Annotated in this window: 42 protein-coding genes; 40 read left to right on the forward strand and 2 right to left on the reverse strand. The window is 50.9% G+C overall.

All coding sequences use genetic code 11. From position 1 onward, the window contains the following. The first annotated feature begins 6 nt into the window (after positions 1-6). Positions 7-603, forward strand: coding sequence for a peptidylprolyl isomerase (gene slyD / locus AL479_RS11010; protein WP_042322804.1), 597 nt, complete (start codon positions 7-9; stop codon positions 601-603). A gap of 198 nt (positions 604-801) precedes the next feature. Here slyD and AL479_RS11015 read toward each other — a convergent pair whose 3' ends face one another. After that, complete coding sequence (locus AL479_RS11015) at positions 802-1,020, reverse strand: protein SlyX (RefSeq protein WP_042998387.1); 219 nt, start codon at positions 1,018-1,020, stop codon at positions 802-804. Between the two features lie 223 nt (positions 1,021-1,243). Here AL479_RS11015 and fkpA point away from each other — a divergent pair, with 223 nt between their 5' ends. From fkpA to bfr, 11 genes are all read left to right on the forward strand, one after another. Next, positions 1,244-2,068 (forward strand): FKBP-type peptidyl-prolyl cis-trans isomerase, encoded by an 825-nt coding sequence (fkpA, locus tag AL479_RS11020; RefSeq protein WP_061076114.1) that lies wholly within the window; start codon positions 1,244-1,246, stop codon positions 2,066-2,068. A 166-nt stretch (positions 2,069-2,234) separates the two neighbouring features. Then, positions 2,235-2,957 carry a helix-turn-helix transcriptional regulator gene (locus tag AL479_RS11025; protein WP_042286247.1) on the forward strand — a complete coding sequence of 241 codons (723 nt, stop codon included), beginning with the start codon at positions 2,235-2,237 and terminating at the stop codon, positions 2,955-2,957. Further along, positions 2,957-3,343 (forward strand): sulfurtransferase complex subunit TusD, encoded by a 387-nt coding sequence (tusD, locus tag AL479_RS11030; RefSeq protein ID WP_061076115.1) that lies wholly within the window; start codon positions 2,957-2,959, stop codon positions 3,341-3,343. Before AL479_RS11025 ends, tusD begins: the two co-directional genes overlap by 1 nt. Next, positions 3,343-3,702: a sulfurtransferase complex subunit TusC gene (gene tusC / locus AL479_RS11035; protein ID WP_061076116.1), complete on the forward strand. Its 360-nt coding sequence runs from the start codon at positions 3,343-3,345 to the stop codon at positions 3,700-3,702. Before tusD ends, tusC begins: the two co-directional genes overlap by 1 nt. Positions 3,703-3,709: 7 nt before the next feature. Then, positions 3,710-3,997: a sulfurtransferase complex subunit TusB gene (gene tusB, locus AL479_RS11040; protein WP_061076117.1), complete on the forward strand. Its 288-nt coding sequence runs from the start codon at positions 3,710-3,712 to the stop codon at positions 3,995-3,997. Positions 3,998-4,122: 125 nt separating this feature from the next. Further along, on the forward strand, positions 4,123-4,497 hold the full coding sequence (gene rpsL / locus AL479_RS11045) for a 30S ribosomal protein S12 (RefSeq protein ID WP_000246815.1): 375 nt from the start codon (positions 4,123-4,125) through the stop codon (positions 4,495-4,497). A 96-nt stretch (positions 4,498-4,593) separates the two neighbouring features. Continuing rightward, positions 4,594-5,064, forward strand: coding sequence for a 30S ribosomal protein S7 (gene rpsG, locus AL479_RS11050; RefSeq protein WP_042322792.1), 471 nt, complete (start codon positions 4,594-4,596; stop codon positions 5,062-5,064). A gap of 96 nt (positions 5,065-5,160) precedes the next feature. Continuing rightward, on the forward strand, positions 5,161-7,275 hold the full coding sequence (gene fusA / locus AL479_RS11055; RefSeq protein ID WP_061076118.1) for an elongation factor G: 2,115 nt from the start codon (positions 5,161-5,163) through the stop codon (positions 7,273-7,275). Between the two features lie 70 nt (positions 7,276-7,345). Then, positions 7,346-8,530, forward strand: coding sequence for an elongation factor Tu (tuf, locus tag AL479_RS11060; RefSeq protein WP_003031109.1), 1,185 nt, complete (start codon positions 7,346-7,348; stop codon positions 8,528-8,530). Positions 8,531-8,711: 181 nt separating this feature from the next. Further along, entirely contained in the window at positions 8,712-8,906 is a 195-nt protein-coding gene (gene bfd, locus AL479_RS11070; RefSeq protein ID WP_012135433.1) for a bacterioferritin-associated ferredoxin, read from the forward strand. A 72-nt stretch (positions 8,907-8,978) separates the two neighbouring features. Next, positions 8,979-9,455: a bacterioferritin gene (bfr, locus tag AL479_RS11075; RefSeq protein ID WP_042326254.1), complete on the forward strand. Its 477-nt coding sequence runs from the start codon at positions 8,979-8,981 to the stop codon at positions 9,453-9,455. Here bfr and AL479_RS11080 read toward each other — a convergent pair. Further along, positions 9,439-9,921 carry a prepilin peptidase gene (locus AL479_RS11080; RefSeq protein WP_061077964.1) on the reverse strand — a complete coding sequence of 161 codons (483 nt, stop codon included), beginning with the start codon at positions 9,919-9,921 and terminating at the stop codon, positions 9,439-9,441. The genes bfr and AL479_RS11080 overlap by 17 nt on opposite strands. Positions 9,922-10,299: 378 nt before the next feature. Between AL479_RS11080 and rpsJ the strand changes: the two genes are divergently transcribed. The 28 genes from rpsJ (at position 10,300) to rplQ (ending at position 23,955) form a co-directional block, all read left to right on the forward strand. Further along, the gene (rpsJ, locus tag AL479_RS11085; RefSeq protein WP_001181005.1) at positions 10,300-10,611 is read left to right on the forward strand and encodes a 30S ribosomal protein S10; all 312 of its coding nucleotides are present in this window, start codon (positions 10,300-10,302) and stop codon (positions 10,609-10,611) included. A gap of 32 nt (positions 10,612-10,643) precedes the next feature. Continuing rightward, a complete protein-coding gene (gene rplC / locus AL479_RS11090; RefSeq protein WP_061076119.1) occupies positions 10,644-11,273 on the forward strand; it encodes a 50S ribosomal protein L3 in 630 nt (209 codons plus the stop codon). A 10-nt stretch (positions 11,274-11,283) separates the two neighbouring features. Continuing rightward, a complete protein-coding gene (gene rplD / locus AL479_RS11095) occupies positions 11,284-11,889 on the forward strand; it encodes a 50S ribosomal protein L4 (RefSeq protein WP_000424395.1) in 606 nt (201 codons plus the stop codon). Continuing rightward, on the forward strand, positions 11,886-12,188 hold the full coding sequence (gene rplW, locus AL479_RS11100; RefSeq protein ID WP_000617546.1) for a 50S ribosomal protein L23: 303 nt from the start codon (positions 11,886-11,888) through the stop codon (positions 12,186-12,188). The genes rplD and rplW overlap by 4 nt, the downstream gene beginning before the upstream one ends. A gap of 17 nt (positions 12,189-12,205) precedes the next feature. Continuing rightward, complete coding sequence (gene rplB, locus AL479_RS11105) at positions 12,206-13,027, forward strand: 50S ribosomal protein L2 (protein WP_000301864.1); 822 nt, start codon at positions 12,206-12,208, stop codon at positions 13,025-13,027. Positions 13,028-13,043: 16 nt separating this feature from the next. Further along, a complete protein-coding gene (gene rpsS, locus AL479_RS11110) occupies positions 13,044-13,322 on the forward strand; it encodes a 30S ribosomal protein S19 (RefSeq protein WP_001138117.1) in 279 nt (92 codons plus the stop codon). A gap of 14 nt (positions 13,323-13,336) precedes the next feature. Continuing rightward, on the forward strand, positions 13,337-13,669 hold the full coding sequence (gene rplV, locus AL479_RS11115; protein ID WP_000447529.1) for a 50S ribosomal protein L22: 333 nt from the start codon (positions 13,337-13,339) through the stop codon (positions 13,667-13,669). 17 nt (positions 13,670-13,686) lie between these two features. After that, positions 13,687-14,388: a 30S ribosomal protein S3 gene (rpsC, locus tag AL479_RS11120; RefSeq protein WP_000529945.1), complete on the forward strand. Its 702-nt coding sequence runs from the start codon at positions 13,687-13,689 to the stop codon at positions 14,386-14,388. A 12-nt stretch (positions 14,389-14,400) separates the two neighbouring features. Continuing rightward, positions 14,401-14,811 carry a 50S ribosomal protein L16 gene (rplP, locus tag AL479_RS11125; protein WP_000941208.1) on the forward strand — a complete coding sequence of 137 codons (411 nt, stop codon included), beginning with the start codon at positions 14,401-14,403 and terminating at the stop codon, positions 14,809-14,811. After that, positions 14,811-15,002 carry a 50S ribosomal protein L29 gene (rpmC, locus tag AL479_RS11130; RefSeq protein ID WP_000644742.1) on the forward strand — a complete coding sequence of 64 codons (192 nt, stop codon included), beginning with the start codon at positions 14,811-14,813 and terminating at the stop codon, positions 15,000-15,002. Before rplP ends, rpmC begins: the two co-directional genes overlap by 1 nt. After that, on the forward strand, positions 15,002-15,256 hold the full coding sequence (gene rpsQ, locus AL479_RS11135; protein ID WP_002438707.1) for a 30S ribosomal protein S17: 255 nt from the start codon (positions 15,002-15,004) through the stop codon (positions 15,254-15,256). The genes rpmC and rpsQ overlap by 1 nt, the downstream gene beginning before the upstream one ends. Before the next feature lie 162 nt (positions 15,257-15,418). Then, positions 15,419-15,790, forward strand: a complete 372-nt coding sequence (gene rplN, locus AL479_RS11140; RefSeq protein ID WP_000613954.1) for a 50S ribosomal protein L14 — start codon at positions 15,419-15,421, stop codon at positions 15,788-15,790. 10 nt (positions 15,791-15,800) lie between these two features. After that, complete coding sequence (rplX, locus tag AL479_RS11145; protein WP_035894981.1) at positions 15,801-16,115, forward strand: 50S ribosomal protein L24; 315 nt, start codon at positions 15,801-15,803, stop codon at positions 16,113-16,115. Between the two features lie 14 nt (positions 16,116-16,129). Further along, on the forward strand, positions 16,130-16,669 hold the full coding sequence (gene rplE / locus AL479_RS11150; protein WP_001096206.1) for a 50S ribosomal protein L5: 540 nt from the start codon (positions 16,130-16,132) through the stop codon (positions 16,667-16,669). Positions 16,670-16,683: 14 nt separating this feature from the next. Next, positions 16,684-16,989, forward strand: coding sequence for a 30S ribosomal protein S14 (gene rpsN, locus AL479_RS11155; protein WP_061076120.1), 306 nt, complete (start codon positions 16,684-16,686; stop codon positions 16,987-16,989). Between the two features lie 33 nt (positions 16,990-17,022). Further along, positions 17,023-17,415, forward strand: a complete 393-nt coding sequence (gene rpsH, locus AL479_RS11160) for a 30S ribosomal protein S8 (RefSeq protein ID WP_000062611.1) — start codon at positions 17,023-17,025, stop codon at positions 17,413-17,415. A 12-nt stretch (positions 17,416-17,427) separates the two neighbouring features. Further along, positions 17,428-17,961 carry a 50S ribosomal protein L6 gene (gene rplF, locus AL479_RS11165; protein ID WP_012135817.1) on the forward strand — a complete coding sequence of 178 codons (534 nt, stop codon included), beginning with the start codon at positions 17,428-17,430 and terminating at the stop codon, positions 17,959-17,961. A gap of 9 nt (positions 17,962-17,970) precedes the next feature. Then, positions 17,971-18,324 carry a 50S ribosomal protein L18 gene (gene rplR, locus AL479_RS11170; RefSeq protein WP_000358956.1) on the forward strand — a complete coding sequence of 118 codons (354 nt, stop codon included), beginning with the start codon at positions 17,971-17,973 and terminating at the stop codon, positions 18,322-18,324. Positions 18,325-18,338: 14 nt separating this feature from the next. Continuing rightward, complete coding sequence (gene rpsE, locus AL479_RS11175; RefSeq protein WP_000940121.1) at positions 18,339-18,842, forward strand: 30S ribosomal protein S5; 504 nt, start codon at positions 18,339-18,341, stop codon at positions 18,840-18,842. Positions 18,843-18,845: 3 nt separating this feature from the next. Then, a complete protein-coding gene (rpmD, locus tag AL479_RS11180; protein WP_001140434.1) occupies positions 18,846-19,025 on the forward strand; it encodes a 50S ribosomal protein L30 in 180 nt (59 codons plus the stop codon). Positions 19,026-19,028: 3 nt separating this feature from the next. Next, positions 19,029-19,463 carry a 50S ribosomal protein L15 gene (rplO, locus tag AL479_RS11185; RefSeq protein WP_001238917.1) on the forward strand — a complete coding sequence of 145 codons (435 nt, stop codon included), beginning with the start codon at positions 19,029-19,031 and terminating at the stop codon, positions 19,461-19,463. Positions 19,464-19,470: 7 nt separating this feature from the next. After that, on the forward strand, positions 19,471-20,802 hold the full coding sequence (gene secY, locus AL479_RS11190; protein ID WP_001118864.1) for a preprotein translocase subunit SecY: 1,332 nt from the start codon (positions 19,471-19,473) through the stop codon (positions 20,800-20,802). Positions 20,803-20,833: 31 nt separating this feature from the next. Next, the gene (rpmJ, locus tag AL479_RS11195; protein WP_000868187.1) at positions 20,834-20,950 is read left to right on the forward strand and encodes a 50S ribosomal protein L36; all 117 of its coding nucleotides are present in this window, start codon (positions 20,834-20,836) and stop codon (positions 20,948-20,950) included. Between the two features lie 146 nt (positions 20,951-21,096). Then, positions 21,097-21,453 carry a 30S ribosomal protein S13 gene (gene rpsM / locus AL479_RS11200; RefSeq protein WP_012908431.1) on the forward strand — a complete coding sequence of 119 codons (357 nt, stop codon included), beginning with the start codon at positions 21,097-21,099 and terminating at the stop codon, positions 21,451-21,453. Between the two features lie 16 nt (positions 21,454-21,469). Further along, entirely contained in the window at positions 21,470-21,859 is a 390-nt protein-coding gene (rpsK, locus tag AL479_RS11205; protein ID WP_001029684.1) for a 30S ribosomal protein S11, read from the forward strand. A gap of 33 nt (positions 21,860-21,892) precedes the next feature. Next, on the forward strand, positions 21,893-22,513 hold the full coding sequence (gene rpsD, locus AL479_RS11210) for a 30S ribosomal protein S4 (protein WP_000135226.1): 621 nt from the start codon (positions 21,893-21,895) through the stop codon (positions 22,511-22,513). Between the two features lie 25 nt (positions 22,514-22,538). Continuing rightward, the gene (locus AL479_RS11215) at positions 22,539-23,528 is read left to right on the forward strand and encodes a DNA-directed RNA polymerase subunit alpha (protein ID WP_001162094.1); all 990 of its coding nucleotides are present in this window, start codon (positions 22,539-22,541) and stop codon (positions 23,526-23,528) included. A 40-nt stretch (positions 23,529-23,568) separates the two neighbouring features. After that, positions 23,569-23,955, forward strand: coding sequence for a 50S ribosomal protein L17 (rplQ, locus tag AL479_RS11220; protein WP_001216372.1), 387 nt, complete (start codon positions 23,569-23,571; stop codon positions 23,953-23,955). Positions 23,956-24,036 lie beyond the last annotated feature (81 nt).

Consider the following 24,036-nt stretch of genomic DNA (forward strand, 5'->3'; position numbering starts at 1 on the left):
GATATCATGAAAGTAGCAAAAGACCTGGTGGTCAGCCTGGCCTATCAGGTACGTACAGAAGACGGTGTGTTGGTTGATGAGTCTCCGGTGAGTGCGCCGCTGGACTACCTGCATGGTCACGGTTCCCTGATCTCTGGCCTGGAAACAGCGCTGGAAGGTCATGATGTTGGCGACAAATTCGATGTTGCGGTAGGCGCGAACGACGCTTACGGTCAGTATGATGAAAACCTGGTGCAGCGCGTTCCTAAAGACGTCTTCATGGGTGTTGACGAGCTGCAGGTTGGTATGCGTTTCCTGGCTGAAACTGACCAGGGTCCGGTACCGGTAGAAATTACCGAAGTGGAAGACGACCACGTTGTGGTTGACGGCAACCACATGCTGGCGGGTCAGAATCTGAAGTTCAACGTTGAAGTTGTGGCGATCCGCGAAGCGACCGAAGAAGAACTGGCTCATGGCCACGTTCACGGTGCGCACGGTCACGACCATGACCACGATCACGACGGCTGCTGCGGCGGTCACGGCCATGACCACGGTCACGAGCACGGCGGCGAAGGCTGCTGCGGTGGCGGTGGTAAAGGCAACGGCGGCTGCGGTTGCCACTAATACCCGTCGTCTTTCAAGCCACAGCAGCGTTGGCTGCGCTTTCGAACCCCGGTCACATAGTTTTCTATGCTCCCGGGGCTTGCTCAAGCTTGCCGCCTTGCTGTGACTCGAAATCCTTTGGGTATTTATGAGACTGTCCGATAAGCGTTGGTGCCGTCGGATACAAAAAAAGCGGGTTAAACCCGCTTTTTTTACGTCTCAATAATGAGGAGGCGGTGTCTCCTCGGCCTGGGAGGCGATGTGGGAAGGCTGGCTCGCCTTGAGCTTTTCCGTCAGCAGTCGCAGATGATCGCGCAATTTGGCCATTTCCATCTCGTGAGCGGTTACCGTTACGTTGAGCTCTTCAATGGTGATTTCCTGAAAAGCCAGCCGACTTTCCAGCTCGGCCAGCCGGGTTTCCATCGTTGTATCCTGCATGATTCACCTCATCGATTGTCTCTGGTCGCGGCGGATTCTACTTAACTTTGTCTGAATACACAGCCCTGATTCAGTCTTATCGAAACTAATTTAAACAAAAAGAGTCTCAAAAGTAGCGATAATCAGGCATGTCCGTATGTTGATTTGTTCGACAACGCTTTATAGTACGCTTCTCATAGTAAAGTTAACCATGGGGTGAGATGCCCCGGCCCTGGAGATATGGATGAAATCACTGTTTAAAGTCACTCTGCTGGCGACCACGATGGCCGTTGCTCTGCACGCCCCGATCACCTTCGCAGCGGACGCCGCAAAACCGGCCGCCGCCGCTGACAGCAAAGCTGCGTTCAAAAATGACGACCAGAAATCGGCTTATGCACTGGGCGCATCGCTGGGCCGCTATATGGAAAACTCCCTGAAAGAACAGGAAAAACTGGGCATCAAACTGGACAAAGACCAGCTGATCGCCGGCGTTCAGGATGCGTTTGCTGATAAGAGCAAACTGTCTGACCAGGAAATCGAGCAGACTCTGCAGGCTTTTGAAGCACGCGTGAAAGCTTCCGCTCAGGCGAAGATGGAAAAAGACGCGGCTGACAACGAAGCCAAAGGAAAAGCGTTCCGCACCAAGTTTGCGAAAGGGAAAGATGTGAAGACCTCTTCGACTGGCTTGCTCTACAAAGTTGAGAAAGCCGGTACCGGCGAAGCGCCGAAAGACAGCGACACTGTGGTGGTGAACTACAAAGGTACGCTGATCGACGGTAAAGAGTTTGATAACTCCTACACCCGTGGCGAACCGCTCTCTTTCCGTCTGGATGGTGTTATCCCTGGCTGGACTGAAGGTCTGAAGAACATTAAGAAAGGCGGGAAGATTCAGTTGGTTATCCCACCGGAGCTGGCTTACGGCAAAACCGGCGTTCCGGGGATCCCGGCTAACTCCACGCTGGTATTCGACGTAGAACTGCTGGATATCAAGCCAGCACCGAAGGCGGATGACAAGCCAGAAGCAGCAGCAGAAGCTGATGCAAAAGCAGCAGATGCCGCTAAAAAATAAAAACTGAGAACCGCCGCCGAACAGAGCGGCGGTTTTTTTTGTGCAGGCCGGATATAATTAATAGTGGAAAGTGGAACCACCACTGTATTAATTTAATCATCCACAAAATTAATGAGCCTGCCCTGAAAACATAACGACAGGCTCCTGAAAAGGAGTGTTTTTTTTCATGTCCAGGTCGCTATTAACCAACGAAACCAGTGAGCTTGATTTACTGGATCAACGTCCTTTCGATCAAACCGACTTTGATATTCTGAAATCCTACGAAGCGGTGGTGGACGGGTTAGCGATGCTCATTGGTTCCCACTGTGAAATCGTATTGCACTCTTTGCAGGATTTGAAATGTTCCGCCATTCGCATTGCCAACGGCGAACATACGGGACGCAAAATCGGTTCGCCGATTACTGACCTTGCGTTACGGATGCTGCACGATATGACCGGTGCAGATAGCAGCGTTTCCAAATGCTACTTTACCCGTGCGAAAAGCGGCGTTCTGATGAAGTCAGTGACGATTGCCATTCGCAATCGCGAGCATCGCGTGATTGGTCTGCTGTGCATTAACATGAACCTTGATGTCCCGTTCTCGCAGATCATGAATACCTTTATTCCCCCGGAGACCCCGGAAGTGGGATCGTCTGTTAACTTCGCCTCTTCCGTGGAAGATCTGGTGACGCAGACGCTGGAGTTCACCATTGAAGAGGTGAACGCCGATCGTAATGTCTCCAATAATGCCAAGAACCGCCAGATCGTCCTGAATCTCTATGAGAAAGGTATCTTCGATATTAAGGACGCCATCAACCAGGTTGCCGATCGTCTGAACATCTCCAAGCACACCGTGTACCTCTATATTCGCCAGTTCAAGAGCGGCGACTTCCAGGGGCAAGATAAGTAATGCGTTTTGCCATTGTGGTTACCGGTCCGGCGTATGGTACCCAGCAGGCGAGCAGCGCATTGCAGTTTGCTCAGGCGCTGATTGAAGAAGGTCATACGTTAAGCAGCGTCTTTTTCTATCGGGAAGGGGTGTATAACGCCAACCAGTTGACCTCTCCGGCCAGTGATGAATTTGATCTGGTTCGGGCCTGGCAACAAATGAATACACAGCATGGCGTTGAGCTGAACATTTGTGTGGCGGCGGCGTTGCGCCGCGGTGTGGTCGATGAAACAGAAGCGGGCAGACTGGGGCTGGCGTCCGCCAATCTGCAGCCGGGTTTTTCTCTCAGCGGACTGGGCGCGCTGGCACAAGCCTCACTGACCTGCGATCGCGTGGTACAGTTCTGATGAAACGTATTGCCTTTGTCTTTTCCACAATGCCGCACGGTAGCGCATCGGGTCGTGAAGGGCTGGACGCGCTGTTGGCGACGTCGGCGCTAACTGAAGAGATCGGCGTCTTCTTTATAGGCGATGGCGTCTTTCAGATCCTTCAGGGACAAAAGCCGGATGTCATTCTGGCTCGCGACTATATTGCGACCTTCAAACTGCTGGGGCTGTACGATATCGAACAGTGCTGGTTATGCGCCGCCTCGCTGCGCGAGCGTGGACTCGAAGAAGGGGCCAGTTTTGTCGTCGAGGCGACGCCGCTGGAGCCAGACGCGCTGCGTCGCGAGCTGGGCAACTACGATGTCATCCTGAGATTCTGAGGTTTTCATGCTGCATACTTTACACCGCTCCGCGTGGCTCTCTGATTTCTCTGCAATCCTGCGTCTGCTCGCAGAAGGCGATGAACTTTTGTTGCTCCAGGATGGTATTACCGCTGCAGTAGAAGGCAGCCGCTTCCTTGAAAGCCTGCAAAACATCCCCATAACGGTATATGCACTGAAAGAAGACATTGACGCTCGTGGTTTGGGTGGTCAAATTTCAGACAGTGTCGTCAGGGTTGACTATACTGACTTCGTCAGACTTACGGTTAAGCACGCCAGCCAGATGGCCTGGTGATTGTGTGATCGTTGTATATTTCTTGACACCTTTTCGACACCGCCCTAAAATTCGGCGTCCTCATATTGTATGAGGTCGTTTTATTACGTGTTTACGAAGCAAAAGCTAAAACCAGGAGCTATTTAATGGCAACAGTTAACCAGCTGGTACGCAAACCACGCGCTCGCAAAGTTGCAAAAAGCAACGTGCCTGCGCTGGAAGCATGCCCGCAAAAACGTGGTGTATGTACTCGTGTATATACTACCACTCCTAAAAAACCGAACTCCGCACTGCGTAAAGTATGCCGTGTTCGTCTGACTAACGGTTTCGAAGTGACTTCCTACATCGGTGGTGAAGGTCACAACCTGCAGGAGCACTCCGTGATCCTGATCCGTGGCGGTCGTGTTAAAGACCTCCCGGGTGTTCGTTACCACACCGTACGCGGTGCGCTTGACTGCTCCGGCGTTAAAGACCGTAAGCAAGCTCGCTCCAAGTATGGCGTGAAGCGTCCTAAGGCTTAATGGTTCTCCGTTAAGTAAGGCCAAACGTTTTAACTTAAATGTCAAACTAAACTCGTAGAGTTTTGGACAATCCTGAATTAACAACGGAGTATTTCCATGCCACGTCGTCGCGTCATTGGTCAGCGTAAAATTCTGCCGGATCCGAAGTTCGGATCAGAACTGCTGGCTAAATTTGTAAATATCCTGATGGTAGATGGTAAAAAATCTACTGCCGAAACAATCGTATACAGCGCGCTGGAGACCCTGGCTCAGCGTTCTGGTAAATCTGAACTGGAAGCTTTCGAAGTAGCTCTCGAAAACGTGCGCCCGACTGTCGAAGTTAAGTCTCGCCGCGTTGGTGGTTCTACTTATCAGGTACCAGTTGAAGTCCGTCCGGTTCGTCGTAATGCTCTGGCAATGCGTTGGATCGTTGAAGCTGCTCGTAAACGCGGTGATAAATCCATGGCTCTGCGCCTGGCGAACGAACTTTCTGATGCTGCAGACAACAAAGGTACTGCAGTTAAGAAACGTGAAGACGTTCACCGTATGGCAGAAGCCAACAAGGCGTTCGCACACTACCGTTGGTAATCCCTTCGGAGTTTTAGTCACCAGGCGGGCGCTTCCAGTAAGCAGCCCGCTTTGGGCTACTTAAATTGAACGCCTAAAAGATAAACGAGGAATCAAATGGCTCGTACAACACCCATCGCACGCTACCGTAACATCGGTATCAGTGCGCACATCGACGCCGGTAAAACCACTACTACCGAACGTATTCTGTTCTACACCGGTGTAAACCATAAAATCGGTGAAGTTCATGACGGCGCAGCCACCATGGACTGGATGGAGCAGGAGCAGGAACGTGGTATTACTATCACTTCCGCAGCGACTACTGCATTCTGGTCTGGTATGGCTAAGCAGTATGAACCGCATCGCGTAAACATCATCGACACCCCGGGGCACGTTGACTTCACTATCGAAGTAGAACGTTCCATGCGTGTTCTTGATGGTGCGGTAATGGTTTACTGCGCAGTTGGTGGTGTTCAGCCGCAGTCTGAAACCGTATGGCGTCAGGCAAACAAATATAAAGTTCCGCGCATTGCGTTCGTTAACAAAATGGACCGTATGGGTGCGAACTTCCTGAAAGTTGTTGGTCAGATCAAAACCCGTCTGGGCGCGAACCCTGTTCCGCTGCAGTTGGCGATTGGCGCTGAAGAAGCGTTCACCGGTGTTGTTGACCTGGTGAAAATGAAAGCCATCAACTGGAACGAAGCAGATGCAGGCGTTACCTTCACTTACGAAGATATCCCGGCTGACATGCAGGAACTGGCTGAAGAATGGCACCAGAACCTGATCGAGTCCGCTGCGGAAGCTTCTGAAGAGCTGATGGAGAAATACCTGGGTGGTGAAGAACTGACTGAAGAAGAGATCAAAAAAGCTCTGCGTCAGCGCGTTCTGAACAACGAAATCATCCTGGTAACCTGTGGTTCTGCATTTAAGAACAAAGGTGTTCAGGCGATGCTGGATGCGGTAATTGATTACCTGCCATCCCCGGTTGACGTACCTGCGATCAACGGTATCCTGGACGACGGTAAAGATACGCCTGCTGAGCGTCACGCTAGCGACGACGAGCCTTTCTCTGCACTGGCATTCAAAATCGCTACCGACCCGTTCGTGGGTAACCTGACCTTCTTCCGTGTGTACTCCGGTGTGGTTAACTCTGGTGATACCGTACTGAACTCCGTGAAATCTGCACGTGAGCGTTTCGGTCGTATCGTTCAGATGCACGCTAACAAACGTGAAGAGATCAAAGAAGTTCGCGCGGGCGACATCGCTGCTGCGATCGGTCTGAAAGACGTAACTACTGGTGACACCCTGTGTGACCCGGATGCGCCGATCATTCTGGAGCGTATGGAATTCCCTGAGCCGGTAATCTCCATCGCCGTAGAACCGAAAACCAAAGCTGACCAGGAAAAAATGGGTCTGGCTCTGGGCCGTCTGGCTAAAGAAGACCCGTCATTCCGCGTATGGACTGACGAAGAATCTAACCAGACCATTATCGCCGGTATGGGTGAACTGCACCTCGACATCATCGTTGACCGTATGAAGCGTGAATTCAACGTTGAAGCGAACGTCGGTAAACCTCAGGTTGCTTACCGCGAAGCGATTCGTGCGAAAGTTACCGATATCGAAGGTAAACACGCCAAGCAGTCTGGTGGTCGCGGTCAGTATGGTCATGTTGTTATCGACATGTACCCGCTGGAGCCGGGTTCTAACCCGAAAGGCTACGAGTTCGTCAACGACATTAAAGGTGGTGTAATCCCTGGCGAATACATCCCTGCCGTTGATAAAGGTATCCAGGAGCAGCTGAAAGCCGGCCCGCTGGCAGGTTACCCGGTTGTTGATATGGGTGTTCGTCTGCACTTCGGTTCTTACCATGACGTTGACTCCTCTGAACTGGCGTTTAAACTGGCTGCGTCTATTGCCTTTAAAGAAGGCTTTAAGAAAGCTAAACCAGTTCTGCTTGAGCCAATCATGAAGGTTGAGGTAGAAACGCCGGAAGAAAACACCGGTGATGTTATCGGTGACTTGAGCCGTCGTCGCGGTATGCTGCGCGGTCAGGAATCCGAAGTCACTGGCGTTAAGATCCACGCTGAAGTTCCGCTGTCTGAAATGTTCGGATATGCAACTCAGCTGCGTTCTCTGACCAAAGGTCGCGCATCGTACACTATGGAATTCCTGAAGTATGATGATGCACCGAACAACGTTGCTCAGGCCGTAATCGAAGCCCGTGGTAAATAATCCACAGGATTAAAACCTAAGTCCCGTGCTCTCTCCACAAGGGGAGAGCGCTATAGTAAGGAATATAGCCGTGTCTAAAGAAAAATTTGAACGTACAAAACCGCACGTTAACGTCGGCACCATCGGCCACGTTGACCACGGTAAAACTACCCTGACTGCTGCAATCACTACCGTACTGGCTAAAACCTACGGCGGTGCTGCTCGTGCATTCGACCAGATCGATAACGCGCCGGAAGAAAAAGCTCGTGGTATCACCATCAACACCTCTCACGTTGAATATGACACCCCGACTCGCCACTACGCACACGTAGACTGCCCGGGCCACGCCGACTATGTTAAAAACATGATCACCGGTGCTGCGCAGATGGACGGCGCGATCCTGGTTGTTGCTGCGACTGACGGCCCGATGCCGCAGACTCGTGAGCACATCCTGCTGGGTCGTCAGGTAGGCGTTCCGTACATCATCGTGTTCCTGAACAAATGCGACATGGTTGATGACGAAGAGCTGCTGGAACTGGTAGAAATGGAAGTTCGTGAACTTCTGTCTCAGTACGATTTCCCGGGCGACGACACGCCGATCGTTCGTGGTTCTGCTCTGAAAGCGCTGGAAGGCGAAGCAGAGTGGGAAGCGAAAATCATCGAACTGGCTGGCTTCCTGGATTCTTACATTCCGGAACCAGAGCGTGCGATTGACAAGCCGTTCCTGCTGCCGATCGAAGACGTATTCTCCATCTCCGGTCGTGGTACCGTTGTTACCGGTCGTGTAGAACGTGGTATCATCAAAGTTGGCGAAGAAGTTGAAATCGTTGGTATCAAAGAGACTGCTAAGTCTACCTGTACTGGCGTTGAAATGTTCCGCAAACTGCTGGACGAAGGCCGTGCGGGTGAGAACGTTGGTGTTCTGCTGCGTGGTATCAAACGTGAAGAAATCGAACGTGGTCAGGTACTGGCTAAGCCGGGTTCTATCAAGCCGCACACCAAATTCGAATCTGAAGTGTACATCCTGTCCAAAGACGAAGGCGGCCGTCATACTCCGTTCTTCAAAGGCTACCGTCCGCAGTTCTACTTCCGTACTACTGACGTGACTGGCACCATCGAACTGCCGGAAGGCGTAGAGATGGTAATGCCGGGCGACAACATCAAAATGGTTGTTACCCTGATCCACCCGATCGCGATGGACGACGGTCTGCGTTTCGCAATCCGTGAAGGCGGCCGTACTGTAGGTGCGGGCGTTGTTGCTAAAGTAATGAGCTAATAATTACTCATTAGTTCTGCACTAAAAAAGGGCGCTTCGGCGCCCTTTTTGCTGCCCGTTATTTAGCTTGTCACATTTCTTCGCAATTTTAACTCCGCTCCCGTTACGTAGAGAGAATTGTGCTATTGTAATCATAACTATTCTCATTTACACTTTGCGCAGAAATTGAACGGGAGCGATCATGTACGTTTGTTTGTGTAATGGTGTAAGTGATAAAAAAATTCGCCAGGCGGTACGTCAGTTTCATCCTCAATCCTTCCAGCAGCTACGCAAGTTTATTCCTGTGGGAAATCAATGCGGTAAATGCGTTCGTGCGGCACGCGAAGTCATGCAGGATGAATTAATGCAAATGCCAGAATTTAAAGAGATCGCCTGAGTCACACTCTTTTTTTTGACATCCCTGTAGCCCCATCTATGCTCTGGAGAGTGGAAGCGGAGGGACTATAAAATGAAAGGTGATGTTAAAATCATAAATTATCTCAATAAACTATTGGGAAATGAGCTTGTCGCGATCAACCAGTATTTTCTCCATGCACGTATGTTCAAAAACTGGGGCCTGACTCGCCTCAATGATGTCGAGTACCATGAATCCATCGATGAAATGAAACACGCGGATAAATATATTGAGCGTATTTTGTTTCTGGAAGGGATCCCGAACCTACAGGATCTCGGCAAATTGGGGATTGGCGAAGATGTCGAAGAGATGCTGCAGTCCGATCTCCGGTTAGAGCTCGAAGGGGCGAAAAACTTACGTGAAGCTATCGCCTATGCCGATACCGTTCATGATTATGTCAGCCGGGATATGATGATCGAAATCCTTGCGGATGAAGAAGGACATATCGACTGGCTGGAGACAGAACTGGATCTCATCTCGAAAATTGGTCTGCAAAATTACCTGCAGTCGCAAATTAAAGTGACCAGCTAATCGCTCCTGAGGTGAAACGGTAATATCCGGTAATGAAACCCGCAGCTGCCAGAAATGGCCCAAAAGGTTGCGGGTTTTTTAATGCCGATTTCCCATGAACTATCCCCACAGCCACAATACCGAAACACGCCAGCAGCGCCGCCCAAAAGATTAAAAAAGGCAAAGGCATCCACCCATGCCAGGCACCCAGCGCGGCAAGGAATTTCACATCACCATAGCCGAGCCCTTCTTGCTTACGAACCAGCCGATAACCCCAGTAGATAAAGGCAAAGCTGGCGTAACCCGCGACGGCGCCCCATACGGCATCGGCAAGTTGTGTCGGGATGATGCACAGGTGAAAGATCAATCCGCCCCACAGCAACGGGCAGGTAAACCGGTCCGGCAGTCGTCCGCTGCGCATATCGCAGAAACTCAAAGTCAAAGACAATGCGGTATACAGCAGCAGAAAGGGTAGGGCAGCAGACATCATGTCATCCTCCATCAACCATGGCGCTACTTTAAAGAAGATGGATAAGGGAGCAAGGCGCTACTATGGGTATTGAGGGACGCTTTCCAGTAAATCCGCAGTGTTTCTTTCACAACAGAAAATCCCGGAACCCTGTTCGCATTGCGGGCGAAGTGATTAATATCTACGCGACACTTGCTTCAGTCTGATATTTGCGTATAATGCGCGGGCTTGTCTTAATTGACGGCAGGTTCGATCTGAACCTCGGATAGCCGATTTGGCTGTCTAACAATGCTCCCAATCGGGGAGCTACGTAAGAACGGTTACACTCTCCCATCAATCGTAATGGGTCTGAGGAGTAATCATTTTCGTTTATAAAATAATTGGAGCTCTGGTCTCATGCAGAACCAAAGAATCCGTATCCGCCTTAAAGCGTTTGATCATCGTCTGATCGATCAATCAACCGCGGAAATCGTCGAGACTGCTAAGCGCACTGGTGCGCAAGTCCGTGGTCCGATCCCGCTGCCGACCCGCAAAGAGCGTTTCACCGTTCTGATCTCTCCGCACGTCAACAAAGACGCGCGTGATCAGTACGAGATTCGTACTCACAAGCGTCTGGTTGACATCGTTGAGCCAACTGAAAAAACCGTTGATGCTCTGATGCGTCTGGACCTGGCTGCCGGTGTAGACGTGCAGATCAGCCTGGGTTAATCAGGTCATCGAGCGATTGAGAGGTTGATACAATGATTGGTTTAGTCGGTAAAAAAGTGGGTATGACCCGCATCTTCACTGAAGATGGCGTATCTATCCCAGTAACCGTAATCGAAGTTGAAGCAAACCGCGTTACTCAGGTTAAAGATCTGGCTAGCGATGGCTATCGTGCTGTTCAGGTTACCACTGGTGCTAAAAAAGCTAACCGTGTAACTAAGCCGGAAGCTGGTCACTTTGCTAAAGCTGGCGTAGAAGCTGGCCGCGGCCTGTGGGAGTTCCGTCTGGCAGATGGTGAAGAATTCACTGTTGGTCAGAGCATTAGCGTTGAACTGTTTGCTGACGTTAAAAAAGTTGACGTAACCGGTACCTCTAAAGGTAAAGGTTTCGCAGGTACCGTTAAGCGCTGGAACTTCCGTACCCAGGACGCGACTCACGGTAACTCCTTGTCTCACCGCGTTCCGGGTTCTATCGGTCAGAACCAGACTCCGGGCAAAGTGTTCAAAGGCAAGAAAATGGCAGGCCAGATGGGTAACGAGCGTGTAACCGTTCAGAGCCTTGACGTAGTACGCGTTGACGCTGAGCGCAACCTGCTGCTGGTTAAAGGTGGTGTTCCGGGTGCAACCGGTTGCGACCTGATCGTTAAACCAGCTGTGAAGGCGTAAGGGGATAGCAATGGAATTAGTATTGAAAGACGCGCAGAGCGCGCTGACTGTTTCCGAAACTACCTTCGGTCGTGATTTCAACGAAGCGCTGGTTCACCAGGTTGTTGTTGCTTATGCAGCTGGTGCTCGTCAGGGTACTCGTGCTCAGAAGACTCGTGCTGAAGTAACTGGTTCAGGCAAAAAGCCGTGGCGCCAGAAAGGTACCGGCCGTGCGCGTTCAGGTTCTATCAAGAGCCCGATCTGGCGTTCCGGTGGCGTGACCTTCGCTGCTCGTCCGCAGGACCACAGTCAAAAAGTTAACAAAAAGATGTACCGCGGCGCGCTGAAAAGCATTCTGTCCGAACTGGTACGTCAGGATCGTCTGATCGTTGTCGAGAAGTTCTCTGTTGAAGCGCCTAAAACTAAGCTGCTGGCACAGAAACTGAAAGACATGGCTCTGGAAGATGTGCTGATCATCACCGGTGAGCTGGACGAAAACCTGTTCCTGGCTGCGCGCAACCTGCACAAGGTTGACGTACGCGATGCAACTGGTATCGACCCGGTTAGCCTGATCGCCTTCGACAAAGTCGTAATGACTGCTGATGCTGTTAAGCAAGTTGAGGAGATGCTGGCATGATTCGTGAAGAACGTCTGCTGAAGGTGCTGCGTGCACCGCACGTTTCTGAAAAAGCGTCTACTGCGATGGAAAAAACTAACACCATCGTTCTCAAAGTTGCTAAAGACGCGACCAAAGCAGAGATCAAAGCTGCTGTGCAGAAACTGTTTGAAGTCGAAGTCGAAGTCGTTAACACCCTGGTTGTTAAAGGGAAAGTTAAACGTCACGGACAGCGTATCGGTCGTCGTAGCGACTGGAAAAAAGCTTACGTCACCCTGAAGGAAGGCCAGAATCTGGACTTCGTTGGCGGCGCTGAGTAAGTCGGAGGAGTAATACAATGGCAGTTGTTAAATGTAAACCGACATCTCCGGGTCGTCGCCACGTCGTTAAAGTGGTTAACCCTGAGCTGCACAAGGGCAAACCTTTTGCTCCGTTGCTGGAAAAAAACAGCAAATCCGGTGGTCGTAACAACAATGGCCGTATCACCACCCGTCATATCGGTGGTGGCCACAAGCAGGCATACCGTATTGTTGACTTCAAACGCAACAAAGATGGTATTCCGGCAGTTGTTGAACGTCTTGAGTACGATCCGAACCGTTCCGCGAACATCGCGCTGGTTCTGTACAAAGACGGTGAGCGCCGTTACATCCTGGCCCCTAAAGGCCTGAAAGCTGGCGACCAGATCCAATCTGGCGTTGATGCTGCAATCAAACCAGGCAACACCCTGCCGATGCGCAATATCCCGGTTGGTTCTACCGTTCATAACGTAGAAATGAAACCAGGTAAAGGCGGTCAGCTGGCACGTTCCGCTGGGACTTACGTTCAGATCGTTGCTCGTGATGGTGCTTATGTCACCCTGCGTCTGCGTTCTGGTGAAATGCGTAAAGTCGAAGCAGACTGCCGTGCAACTCTGGGCGAAGTTGGCAATGCTGAGCATATGCTGCGCGTTCTGGGTAAAGCAGGTGCTGCACGCTGGCGTGGTGTTCGTCCGACCGTTCGCGGTACCGCGATGAACCCAGTCGACCACCCACATGGTGGTGGTGAAGGTCGTAACTTTGGTAAGCACCCGGTAACTCCGTGGGGCGTTCAGACCAAAGGTAAAAAGACCCGCAGCAACAAGCGTACTGATAAATTCATCGTACGTCGCCGTAGCAAATAATTTTAGAGGATAAGCCATGCCACGTTCTCTCAAGAAAGGTCCTTTTATTGACCTGCACTTGCTGAAGAAGGTAGAGAAAGCGGTGGAAAGCGGAGACAAGAAGCCCCTGCGCACTTGGTCCCGTCGTTCAACGATCTTTCCTAACATGATCGGTTTGACCATCGCTGTCCATAATGGTCGTCAGCACGTTCCAGTATTTGTAACCGATGAAATGGTCGGTCACAAACTGGGTGAATTCGCACCGACTCGTACTTATCGCGGCCATGCTGCTGATAAAAAAGCGAAGAAGAAATAAGGTAGGAGGAAGAGATGGAAACTATCGCTAAACATCGCCATGCTCGTTCTTCTGCTCAGAAGGTTCGCCTTGTTGCTGACCTGATTCGCGGTAAGAAAGTGTCGCAGGCTCTGGATATTCTGACCTACACCAACAAGAAAGCGGCTGTACTGGTCAAGAAGGTACTGGAATCTGCCATTGCTAACGCTGAACACAACGATGGCGCTGACATTGACGATCTGAAAGTTACGAAAATTTTCGTAGACGAAGGCCCGAGCATGAAGCGCATTATGCCGCGTGCAAAAGGTCGTGCAGATCGCATCCTGAAGCGCACCAGCCACATCACTGTGGTTGTGTCCGATCGCTGAGACTCTGGAGACTAGCAATGGGTCAGAAAGTACATCCTAATGGTATTCGCCTGGGTATTGTAAAACCATGGAACTCTACCTGGTTTGCGAACACCAAAGAATTCGCTGACAACCTGGACAGCGATTTTAAAGTACGTCAGTACCTGACTAAGGAACTGGCTAAAGCGTCCGTATCTCGTATCGTTATCGAGCGTCCGGCTAAGAGCATCCGTGTGACTATTCACACTGCTCGCCCGGGCATCGTAATCGGTAAGAAAGGCGAAGACGTAGAAAAACTGCGTAAGGTCGTAGCGGATATCGCTGGCGTTCCTGCACAGATCAATATCGCCGAAGTTCGTAAACCTGAACTGGACGCAAAACTGGTTGCTGACAGCATCACTTCTCAGCTGGAACGTCGTGTTATGTTCCGTCGTGCGATGAAGCGTGCTGTACAGAACGCAATGCGTCTGGGCGCTAAAGGGATCAAAGTTGAAGTTAGCGGCCGTCTGGGCGGCGCGGAAATCGCACGTACCGAATGGTACCGCGAAGGTCGCGTACCGCTGCACACTCTGCGTGCTGACATCGACTACAACACCTCTGAAGCGCACACCACTTACGGTGTAATCGGCGTTAAGGTATGGATCTTCAAAGGCGAGATCCTGGGTGGTATGGCTGCTGTTGAACAACCGGAAAAACCGGCTGCTCAACCTAAAAAGCAGCAGCGTAAAGGCCGTAAATAAGGAGCGTCGCTGATGTTACAACCAAAGCGTACAAAATTCCGTAAAATGCACAAAGGCCGTAACCGCGGTCTGGCTGCTGGCGCGGATGTTAGCTTCGGCAGCTTCGGTCTGAAAGCTGTTGGCCGTGGTCGTCTGACTGCCCGTCAGATCGAAGCAGCACGTCGTGCTATGACCCGTGCAGTTAAGCGTCAAGGTAAGATCTGGATCCGTGTATTCCCGGACAAACCGATCACTGAAAAGCCGCTGGCAGTGCGTATGGGTAAAGGTAAAGGTAACGTGGAGTATTGGGTTGCCTTGATTCAGCCGGGTAAAGTCCTGTATGAAATGGACGGCGTACCGGAAGAGCTGGCCCGTGAAGCATTCAAGCTGGCAGCAGCGAAACTGCCGATTAAAACCACCTTTGTAACTAAGACGGTGATGTAATGAAAGCAAAAGAGCTGCGTGAGAAGAGTGTTGAAGAGCTGAACACCGAGCTGCTGAACCTGCTGCGTGAGCAGTTCAACCTGCGTATGCAGGCTGCAAGTGGCCAGCTGCAACAGTCTCACCTGTTGAAGCAAGTGCGTCGTGATGTCGCACGCGTTAAGACTTTACTGACTGAGAAGGCGGGTGCGTAATGACCGATAAAATCCGTACTCTGCAAGGTCGCGTTGTTAGCGACAAAATGGAGAAATCCATTGTTGTTGCTATCGAACGTTTTGTGAAACACCCGATCTACGGTAAATTCATTAAGCGTACGACCAAACTGCACGTACATGACGAGAACAACGAATGCGGTATCGGCGACAAGGTTGAAATCCGTGAATGCCGTCCGCTGTCCAAGACTAAGTCCTGGACGCTGGTTCGCGTTGTAGAGAAAGCGGTTCTGTAATACAGTACGCGTTCTCAACGAATAAACGGCTCAGCGATGGGCCGTTTATTTTTTCTACCCATATCCTGAGAGCGGTGTTATAATGCCGCGCCCTCGATATGGGGCTTTTTTAACGACCTGATTTCGGGTCTCAGTAGTAGTTGACATTAGCGGAGCACTAAAATGATCCAAGAACAGACTATGCTGAACGTCGCCGACAACTCCGGTGCACGTCGCGTAATGTGTATCAAGGTTCTGGGTGGCTCGCACCGTCGCTACGCAGGCGTAGGCGACATCATCAAGATCACCATCAAAGAAGCAATTCCGCGTGGTAAGGTCAAAAAAGGTGATGTGCTGAAGGCGGTAGTGGTGCGCACCAAGAAGGGTGTTCGTCGCCCGGACGGTTCTGTCATTCGCTTCGATGGTAATGCATGCGTTATTTTAAACAATAACAGCGAGCAACCTATCGGTACGCGTATTTTTGGGCCGGTAACTCGTGAACTTCGTAACGAGAAGTTCATGAAAATTATCTCTCTGGCACCAGAAGTACTCTAAGGAGCGAATCATGGCAGCGAAAATCCGTCGTGATGACGAAGTTATCGTGTTAACCGGTAAAGATAAAGGTAAACGCGGTAAAGTTAAGAATGTCCTGTCTTCCGGCAAGGTCATCGTTGAAGGTATCAACCTGGTTAAGAAACACCAGAAGCCGGTTCCGGCTCTGAACCAACCAGGCGGCATTGTAGAGAAAGAAGCAGCTATTCAGATCTCTAACATTGCACTCTTCAATGCGGCAACCGGTAAGGCTGACCGTGTAGGCTTTAGATTCGAAGACGGCAAAAAAGTCCGTTTCTTCAAGTCTAACAGCGAAACTATCAAGTAATTTGGAGTAGTACGATGGCGAAACTGCATGATTACTACAAAGACGAAGTAGTTAATAAACTCATGACTGAGTTTAACTACAATTCTGTCATGCAAGTCCCTCGGGTCGAGAAGATCACCCTGAACATGGGTGTTGGTGAAGCGATCGCTGACAAGAAACTGCTGGATAACGCAGCAGCTGATCTGACAGCAATCTCCGGTCAAAAGCCGTTGATCACCAAAGCACGCAAATCTGTTGCAGGCTTCAAAATCCGTCAGGGCTATCCGATCGGCTGTAAAGTAACTCTGCGTGGCGAACGCATGTGGGAGTTCTTTGAGCGCCTGATCACTATTGCTGTACCGCGTATCCGTGACTTCCGTGGCTTGTCCGCTAAGTCATTCGACGGTCGTGGTAACTACAGCATGGGTGTCCGTGAGCAGATCATCTTCCCAGAAATCGACTACGATAAAGTCGACCGCGTTCGTGGTTTGGATATTACCATTACCACTACTGCGAAATCTGACGAAGAAGGCCGTGCTCTGCTGGCTGCCTTTGACTTCCCGTTCCGCAAGTAAGGTAGGGTTACTGAATGGCTAAGCAATCAATGAAAGCACGCGAAGTAAAACGCGTAGCTTTAGCTGATAAATACTTCGCGAAACGCGCTGAACTGAAAGCGATCATCTCTGATGTGAACGCTTCCGACGAAGAACGTTGGAACGCTGTTCTTAAGCTGCAGTCTCTGCCGCGTGATTCCAGCCCGTCTCGTCAGCGTAACCGCTGCCGTCAAACAGGTCGTCCACATGGTTATGTGGGCAAGTTCGGGTTGAGCCGTATCAAGTTACGTGAAGCCGCTATGCGCGGTGAAGTACCAGGCTTGAAAAAGGCTAGCTGGTAATTGTCACCAATTGAATCACGGGAGTAAAGACAGATGAGCATGCAAGATCCGATCGCGGATATGCTGACCCGTATCCGTAACGGTCAGGCCGCGAACAAAGCTGCGGTCACCATGCCTTCCTCCAAGCTGAAAGTGGCAATTGCCAACGTGCTGAAGGAAGAAGGTTTTATTGAAGATTTTAAAGTTGAAGGCGACACCAAGCCGGAACTGGAACTGACTCTTAAGTATTTCCAGGGTAAAGCTGTTGTAGAAAGCATTCAGCGTGTCAGTCGCCCAGGTCTGCGCATCTACAAACGTAAAGATGAGCTGCCGAAAGTTATGGCGGGTCTGGGTATCGCGGTTGTTTCTACCTCTAAAGGTGTTATGACTGATCGTGCAGCGCGCCAGGCTGGTCTTGGTGGCGAAATTATCTGCTACGTAGCCTAATCGGAGGAAAAAATGTCTCGTGTTGCTAAAGCACCGGTCGTTGTTCCTGCCGGCGTTGATGTAAAAATCAACGGTCAGGTTATTACGATCAAAGGTAAAAACGGCGAGCTGACTCGTACTCTCAACGATGCTGTTGAAGTTAAACATGCAGATAATGCACTGACCTTCGGTCCGCGTGATGGTTACGTAGACGGTTGGGCTCAGGCTGGTACCGCGCGTGCCCTGCTGAATTCAATGGTTATCGGTGTTACCGAAGGCTTCACTAAGAAGCTGCAGCTGGTTGGTGTAGGTTATCGTGCAGCGGTTAAAGGGAACGTAGTAAACCTGTCATTAGGTTTCTCACACCCGGTTGACCATCAGCTGCCGGCAGGGATTACTGCAGAATGTCCGACTCAAACTGAAATCGTGCTGAAAGGCGCTGATAAGCAGGTAATCGGCCAGGTTGCAGCAGATCTGCGTGCCTACCGTCGTCCTGAGCCTTACAAAGGCAAGGGTGTTCGTTACGCCGACGAAGTCGTGCGTACCAAAGAGGCTAAGAAGAAGTAAGGTAACACTATGGATAAGAAATCTGCTCGTATCCGTCGTGCGACCCGCGCACGCCGCAAGCTCAAAGAGCTGGGCGCAACTCGCCTGGTGGTACATCGTACCCCGCGTCATATTTACGCACAGGTAATTGCACCGAACGGTTCTGAAGTTCTGGTAGCTGCTTCTACTGTAGAAAAAGCTATCGCTGAACAACTGAAGTACACCGGTAACAAAGACGCGGCTGCAGCTGTGGGTAAAGCTGTCGCTGAACGCGCTCTGGAAAAAGGCATCAAAGATGTGTCCTTTGACCGTTCCGGGTTCCAATATCATGGTCGTGTCCAGGCACTGGCAGATGCTGCCCGTGAAGCTGGCCTTCAGTTCTAAGGTAGAGGTGTAAGATGGCTCACATCGAAAAACAAGCTGGCGAACTGCAGGAAAAGCTGATCGCGGTAAACCGCGTATCTAAAACCGTAAAAGGTGGTCGTATTTTCTCCTTCACAGCTCTGACTGTAGTAGGCGATGGTAACGGTCGCGTTGGTTTTGGTTACGGTAAAGCGCGTGAAGTTCCAGCAGCGATCCAGAAAGCGATGGAAAAAGCCCGTCGCAATATGATTAACGTCGCGCTGAACAACGGCACCCTGCAACACCCGGTTAAAGGTGTTCACACGGGTTCTCGTGTATTCATGCAGCCAGCTTCCGAAGGTACCGGTATCATCGCCGGTGGTGCAATGCGCGCCGTTCTGGAAGTTGCTGGAGTTCATAACGTTCTGGCTAAAGCATATGGTTCCACCAACCCGATCAACGTGGTTCGTGCAACTATTGATGGCCTGGAAAATATGAATTCTCCAGAAATGGTCGCTGCCAAGCGTGGTAAATCCGTTGAAGAAATTCTGGGGAAATAAACCATGGCAAAGACTATTAAAATTACTCAAACCCGCAGTGCAATCGGTCGTCTGCCGAAACACAAGGCAACGCTGCTTGGCCTGGGTCTGCGTCGTATTGGTCACACCGTAGAGCGCGAGGATACTCCTGCTGTTCGTGGTATGGTCAACGCGGTTTCCTTCATGGTTAAAGTTGAGGAGTAAGAGATGCGTTTAAATACTCTGTCTCCGGCCGAAGGCTCCAAAAAGGCGGGTAAACGCCTGGGTCGTGGTATCGGTTCTGGCCTCGGTAAAACCGGTGGTCGTGGTCACAAAGGTCAGAAGTCTCGTTCTGGCGGTGGCGTACGTCGCGGTTTCGAGGGCGGCCAGATGCCTCTGTATCGTCGTCTGCCGAAATTCGGCTTCACTTCTCGTAAAGCAGCGATTACAGCCGAAGTTCGTCTGTCTGACCTGGCTAAAGTAGAAGGCGGTGTTGTAGACCTGAACACGCTGAAAGCGGCTAACATTATCGGTATCCAGATCGAGTTCGCGAAAGTGATCCTGGCTGGTGAAGTCACTACTCCGGTAACTGTTCGTGGTCTGCGTGTTACTAAAGGCGCTCGTGCTGCTATCGAAGCTGCTGGCGGTAAAATCGAGGAATAAGTAGCAGATGGCTAAACAACCGGGATTAGATTTTCAAAGTGCCAAAGGTGGCTTAGGCGAGCTGAAACGCAGACTGCTGTTTGTTATCGGTGCGCTTATCGTGTTCCGTATTGGCTCTTTCATTCCGATCCCTGGTATTGATGCCGCTGTACTTGCCAAACTGCTTGAGCAACAGCGAGGCACCATCATTGAAATGTTTAACATGTTCTCTGGTGGTGCTCTCAGCCGTGCTTCTATCTTTGCCCTGGGTATTATGCCGTACATTTCGGCATCAATTATTATCCAGCTGCTGACGGTGGTTCACCCAACGCTGGCAGAAATTAAGAAAGAAGGGGAGTCTGGTCGTCGTAAGATCAGCCAGTACACCCGTTACGGTACTCTGGTGCTGGCGATATTCCAGTCGATCGGTATTGCTACCGGTCTGCCGAATATGCCTGGTATGCAAGGCCTGGTCATGAACCCGGGCTTTGCATTCTACTTCACCGCTGTTGTCAGTCTGGTCACAGGGACGATGTTCCTGATGTGGTTGGGCGAACAGATTACTGAACGTGGTATCGGTAACGGTATTTCGATCATTATCTTCGCCGGTATTGTCGCGGGACTCCCGCCAGCCATTGCCCATACTATCGAGCAAGCGCGTCAAGGCGACCTGCACTTCCTCGTGTTGCTGTTGGTTGCAGTATTAGTATTTGCAGTGACGTTCTTTGTTGTATTTGTTGAGCGTGGTCAACGCCGCATTGTGGTAAACTACGCCAAACGTCAGCAAGGTCGTCGTGTCTATGCTGCACAGAGCACACATTTACCGCTGAAAGTGAATATGGCGGGGGTAATCCCGGCAATCTTCGCTTCCAGTATTATTCTGTTCCCGGCAACCATCGCGTCATGGTTCGGGGGCGGTACTGGTTGGAACTGGCTGACAACAATTTCGCTGTATTTGCAGCCTGGGCAACCGCTTTATGTGTTACTCTATGCGTCTGCAATCATCTTCTTCTGTTTCTTCTACACGGCGTTGGTCTTCAACCCGCGTGAAACAGCAGATAACCTGAAGAAGTCCGGTGCATTTGTACCAGGAATTCGTCCGGGAGAGCAAACGGCGAAGTATATCGATAAAGTAATGACCCGCCTGACTTTGGTCGGTGCGCTTTACATTACCTTTATCTGCCTGATCCCGGAGTTCATGCGTGATGCAATGAAAGTACCGTTCTACTTCGGTGGGACCTCACTGCTTATCGTTGTTGTCGTGATTATGGACTTTATGGCTCAAGTGCAAACTCTGATGATGTCTAGTCAGTACGAGTCTGCATTGAAGAAGGCGAACCTGAAAGGCTACGGCCGATAATTGGTCGCCCGAGAAGTTACGGAGAGTAAAAATGAAAGTTCGTGCTTCCGTCAAGAAATTATGCCGTAACTGCAAAATCGTTAAGCGTGATGGTGTCATCCGTGTGATTTGCAGTGCCGAGCCGAAGCATAAACAGCGCCAAGGCTGATTTATTCGCATATTTTTCTTGCAAAGTTGGGTTGAGCTGGCTAGATTAGCCAGCCAATCTTTTGTATGTCTGTACGTTTCCATTTGAGTATCCTGAAAACGGGCTTTTCAGCATGGTGCGTACATATTAAATAGTAGGAGTGCATAGTGGCCCGTATAGCAGGCATTAACATTCCTGATCAAAAACATGCTGTGATCGCGTTAACGTCGATCTACGGCATCGGTAAGACCCGTTCTAAAGCCATCCTGGCTGCAGCGGGTATCGCTGAAAATGTTAAGATCAGTGAGCTGTCTGAAGGACAAATCGACACGCTGCGTGACGAAGTTGCCAAATTTGTCGTTGAAGGTGATCTGCGCCGTGAAATCAGCATGAGCATCAAGCGCCTGATGGATCTTGGTTGCTATCGCGGTTTGCGTCATCGTCGTGGTCTGCCAGTGCGCGGTCAGCGTACTAAGACCAACGCACGTACCCGTAAGGGTCCGCGCAAACCGATCAAGAAATAATCGGGGTGATTGAATAATGGCAAAGGCACCAATTCGTGCACGTAAACGTGTAAGAAAACAAGTCTCTGACGGCGTGGCTCATATCCATGCTTCTTTCAACAACACCATCGTGACTATCACTGATCGTCAGGGTAACGCGCTGGGTTGGGCAACAGCCGGTGGTTCCGGTTTCCGTGGTTCTCGCAAATCTACTCCGTTCGCAGCTCAGGTTGCAGCAGAGCGTTGCGCTGACGCCGTAAAAGAATACGGTATCAAGAATCTGGAAGTTATGGTTAAAGGTCCGGGTCCAGGCCGCGAATCTACTATTCGTGCTCTGAACGCCGCTGGTTTCCGCATCACTAATATTACTGATGTGACTCCGATCCCTCATAACGGTTGTCGTCCGCCGAAAAAACGCCGCGTATAACGCTTCGTTTTCCAGGTTTGTTGGAGAAAGAAAATGGCAAGATATTTGGGTCCTAAGCTCAAGCTGAGCCGTCGTGAGGGCACCGACTTATTCCTTAAGTCTGGCGTTCGCGCGATCGATACCAAGTGTAAAATTGAACAAGCTCCTGGCCAGCACGGTGCGCGTAAACCGCGTCTGTCTGACTATGGTGTGCAGTTGCGTGAAAAGCAAAAAGTTCGCCGTATCTACGGTGTGCTGGAGCGTCAGTTCCGTAACTACTACAAAGAAGCAGCACGTCTGAAAGGCAACACCGGTGAAAACCTGTTGGCTCTGCTGGAAGGTCGTCTGGACAACGTTGTATACCGTATGGGCTTCGGCGCCACTCGTGCAGAAGCACGTCAGCTGGTTAGCCATAAAGCGATTATGGTAAACGGTCGTGTTGTTAACATCGCTTCTTATCAGGTTAGTCCGAATGACGTTGTTAGCATTCGTGAGAAAGCGAAGAAGCAGTCTCGCGTGAAAGCCGCTCTGGAGCTGGCTGAGCAGCGTGAAAAGCCAACCTGGCTGGAAGTTGATGCTGGCAAGATGGAAGGTACGTACAAGCGTAAGCCTGAGCGTTCTGATCTGTCTGCGGACATTAACGAACACCTGATCGTCGAGCTTTACTCCAAGTAAAGCTTAGTACCAAAGAGAGGACACAATGCAGGGTTCTGTGACAGAGTTTCTAAAACCGCGCCTGGTTGATATCGAGCAAGTGAGTTCGACGCACGCCAAGGTGACCCTTGAGCCTTTAGAGCGTGGCTTCGGCCATACTCTGGGTAACGCACTGCGCCGTATTCTGCTCTCATCGATGCCGGGTTGCGCGGTGACCGAGGTTGAGATTGATGGTGTACTACATGAGTACAGCACCAAAGAAGGCGTTCAGGAAGATATCCTGGAAATCCTGCTCAACCTGAAAGGGCTGGCGGTGAGAGTTCAGGGTAAAGATGAAGTTATTCTTACCTTGAATAAATCTGGCATTGGCCCTGTGACTGCAGCCGACATTACCCATGACGGGGATGTCGAAATCGTCAAGCCGCAGCACGTGATCTGCCACCTGACCGATGAGAACGCGTCTATTAGCATGCGTATCAAAGTTCAGCGCGGTCGTGGTTATGTGCCGGCTTCTACCCGAATTCATTCGGAAGAAGATGAGCGCCCAATCGGCCGTCTGCTGGTCGACGCATGCTACAGCCCTGTAGAGCGTATTGCCTACAATGTTGAAGCAGCGCGTGTAGAACAGCGTACCGACCTGGACAAGCTGGTCATCGAAATGGAAACCAACGGCACAATCGATCCTGAAGAGGCGATTCGTCGTGCGGCGACCATTCTGGCTGAACAACTGGAAGCTTTCGTTGACTTACGTGATGTACGTCAGCCGGAAGTGAAAGAAGAGAAACCAGAATTCGATCCGATCCTGCTGCGCCCTGTTGACGATCTGGAATTGACTGTCCGCTCTGCTAACTGCCTTAAAGCAGAAGCTATCCACTATATCGGTGATCTGGTACAGCGTACTGAGGTTGAGCTTCTTAAGACGCCTAACCTTGGTAAAAAATCTCTTACTGAGATTAAAGACGTGCTGGCTTCCCGTGGACTGTCTCTGGGCATGCGCCTGGAAAACTGGCCACCGGCAAGCATCGCTGACGAGTAACCGGATCACAGGTTAAGGTTTTACTGAGAAGGATAAGGTCATGCGCCATCGTAAGAGTGGTCGTCAACTGAACCGCAACAGCAGCCATCGCCAGGCTATGTTCCGCAACATGGCAGGTTCACTGGTTCGTCATGAGATCATCAAGACGACCCTGCCTAAAGCGAAAGAGCTGCGTCGCGTAGTTGAGCCGCTGATTACTCTTGCCAAGACTGATAGCGTAGCTAATCGTCGTCTGGCATTCGCCCGCACTCGTGATAACGAGATCGTGGCAAAACTGTTTAACGAGCTGGGCCCGCGTTTTGCGAGCCGCGCCGGTGGTTACACTCGCATTCTGAAGTGTGGCTTCCGTGCAGGCGACAACGCGCCGATGGCATACATCGAGCTGGTTGATCGCTCTGAGTCGAAAGCAGAAGCTGCTGCAGAGTAATCTGTAGTAACGTAAAAAAACCCGCCCCGGCGGGTTTTTTTATATCCGCAGCACCCCCACTTATCTACAATATCTGTACTC

It is taken from the genome of Citrobacter amalonaticus (genome assembly GCF_001559075.2).
GTDB lineage: Bacteria > Pseudomonadota > Gammaproteobacteria > Enterobacterales > Enterobacteriaceae > Citrobacter_A > Citrobacter_A amalonaticus_F.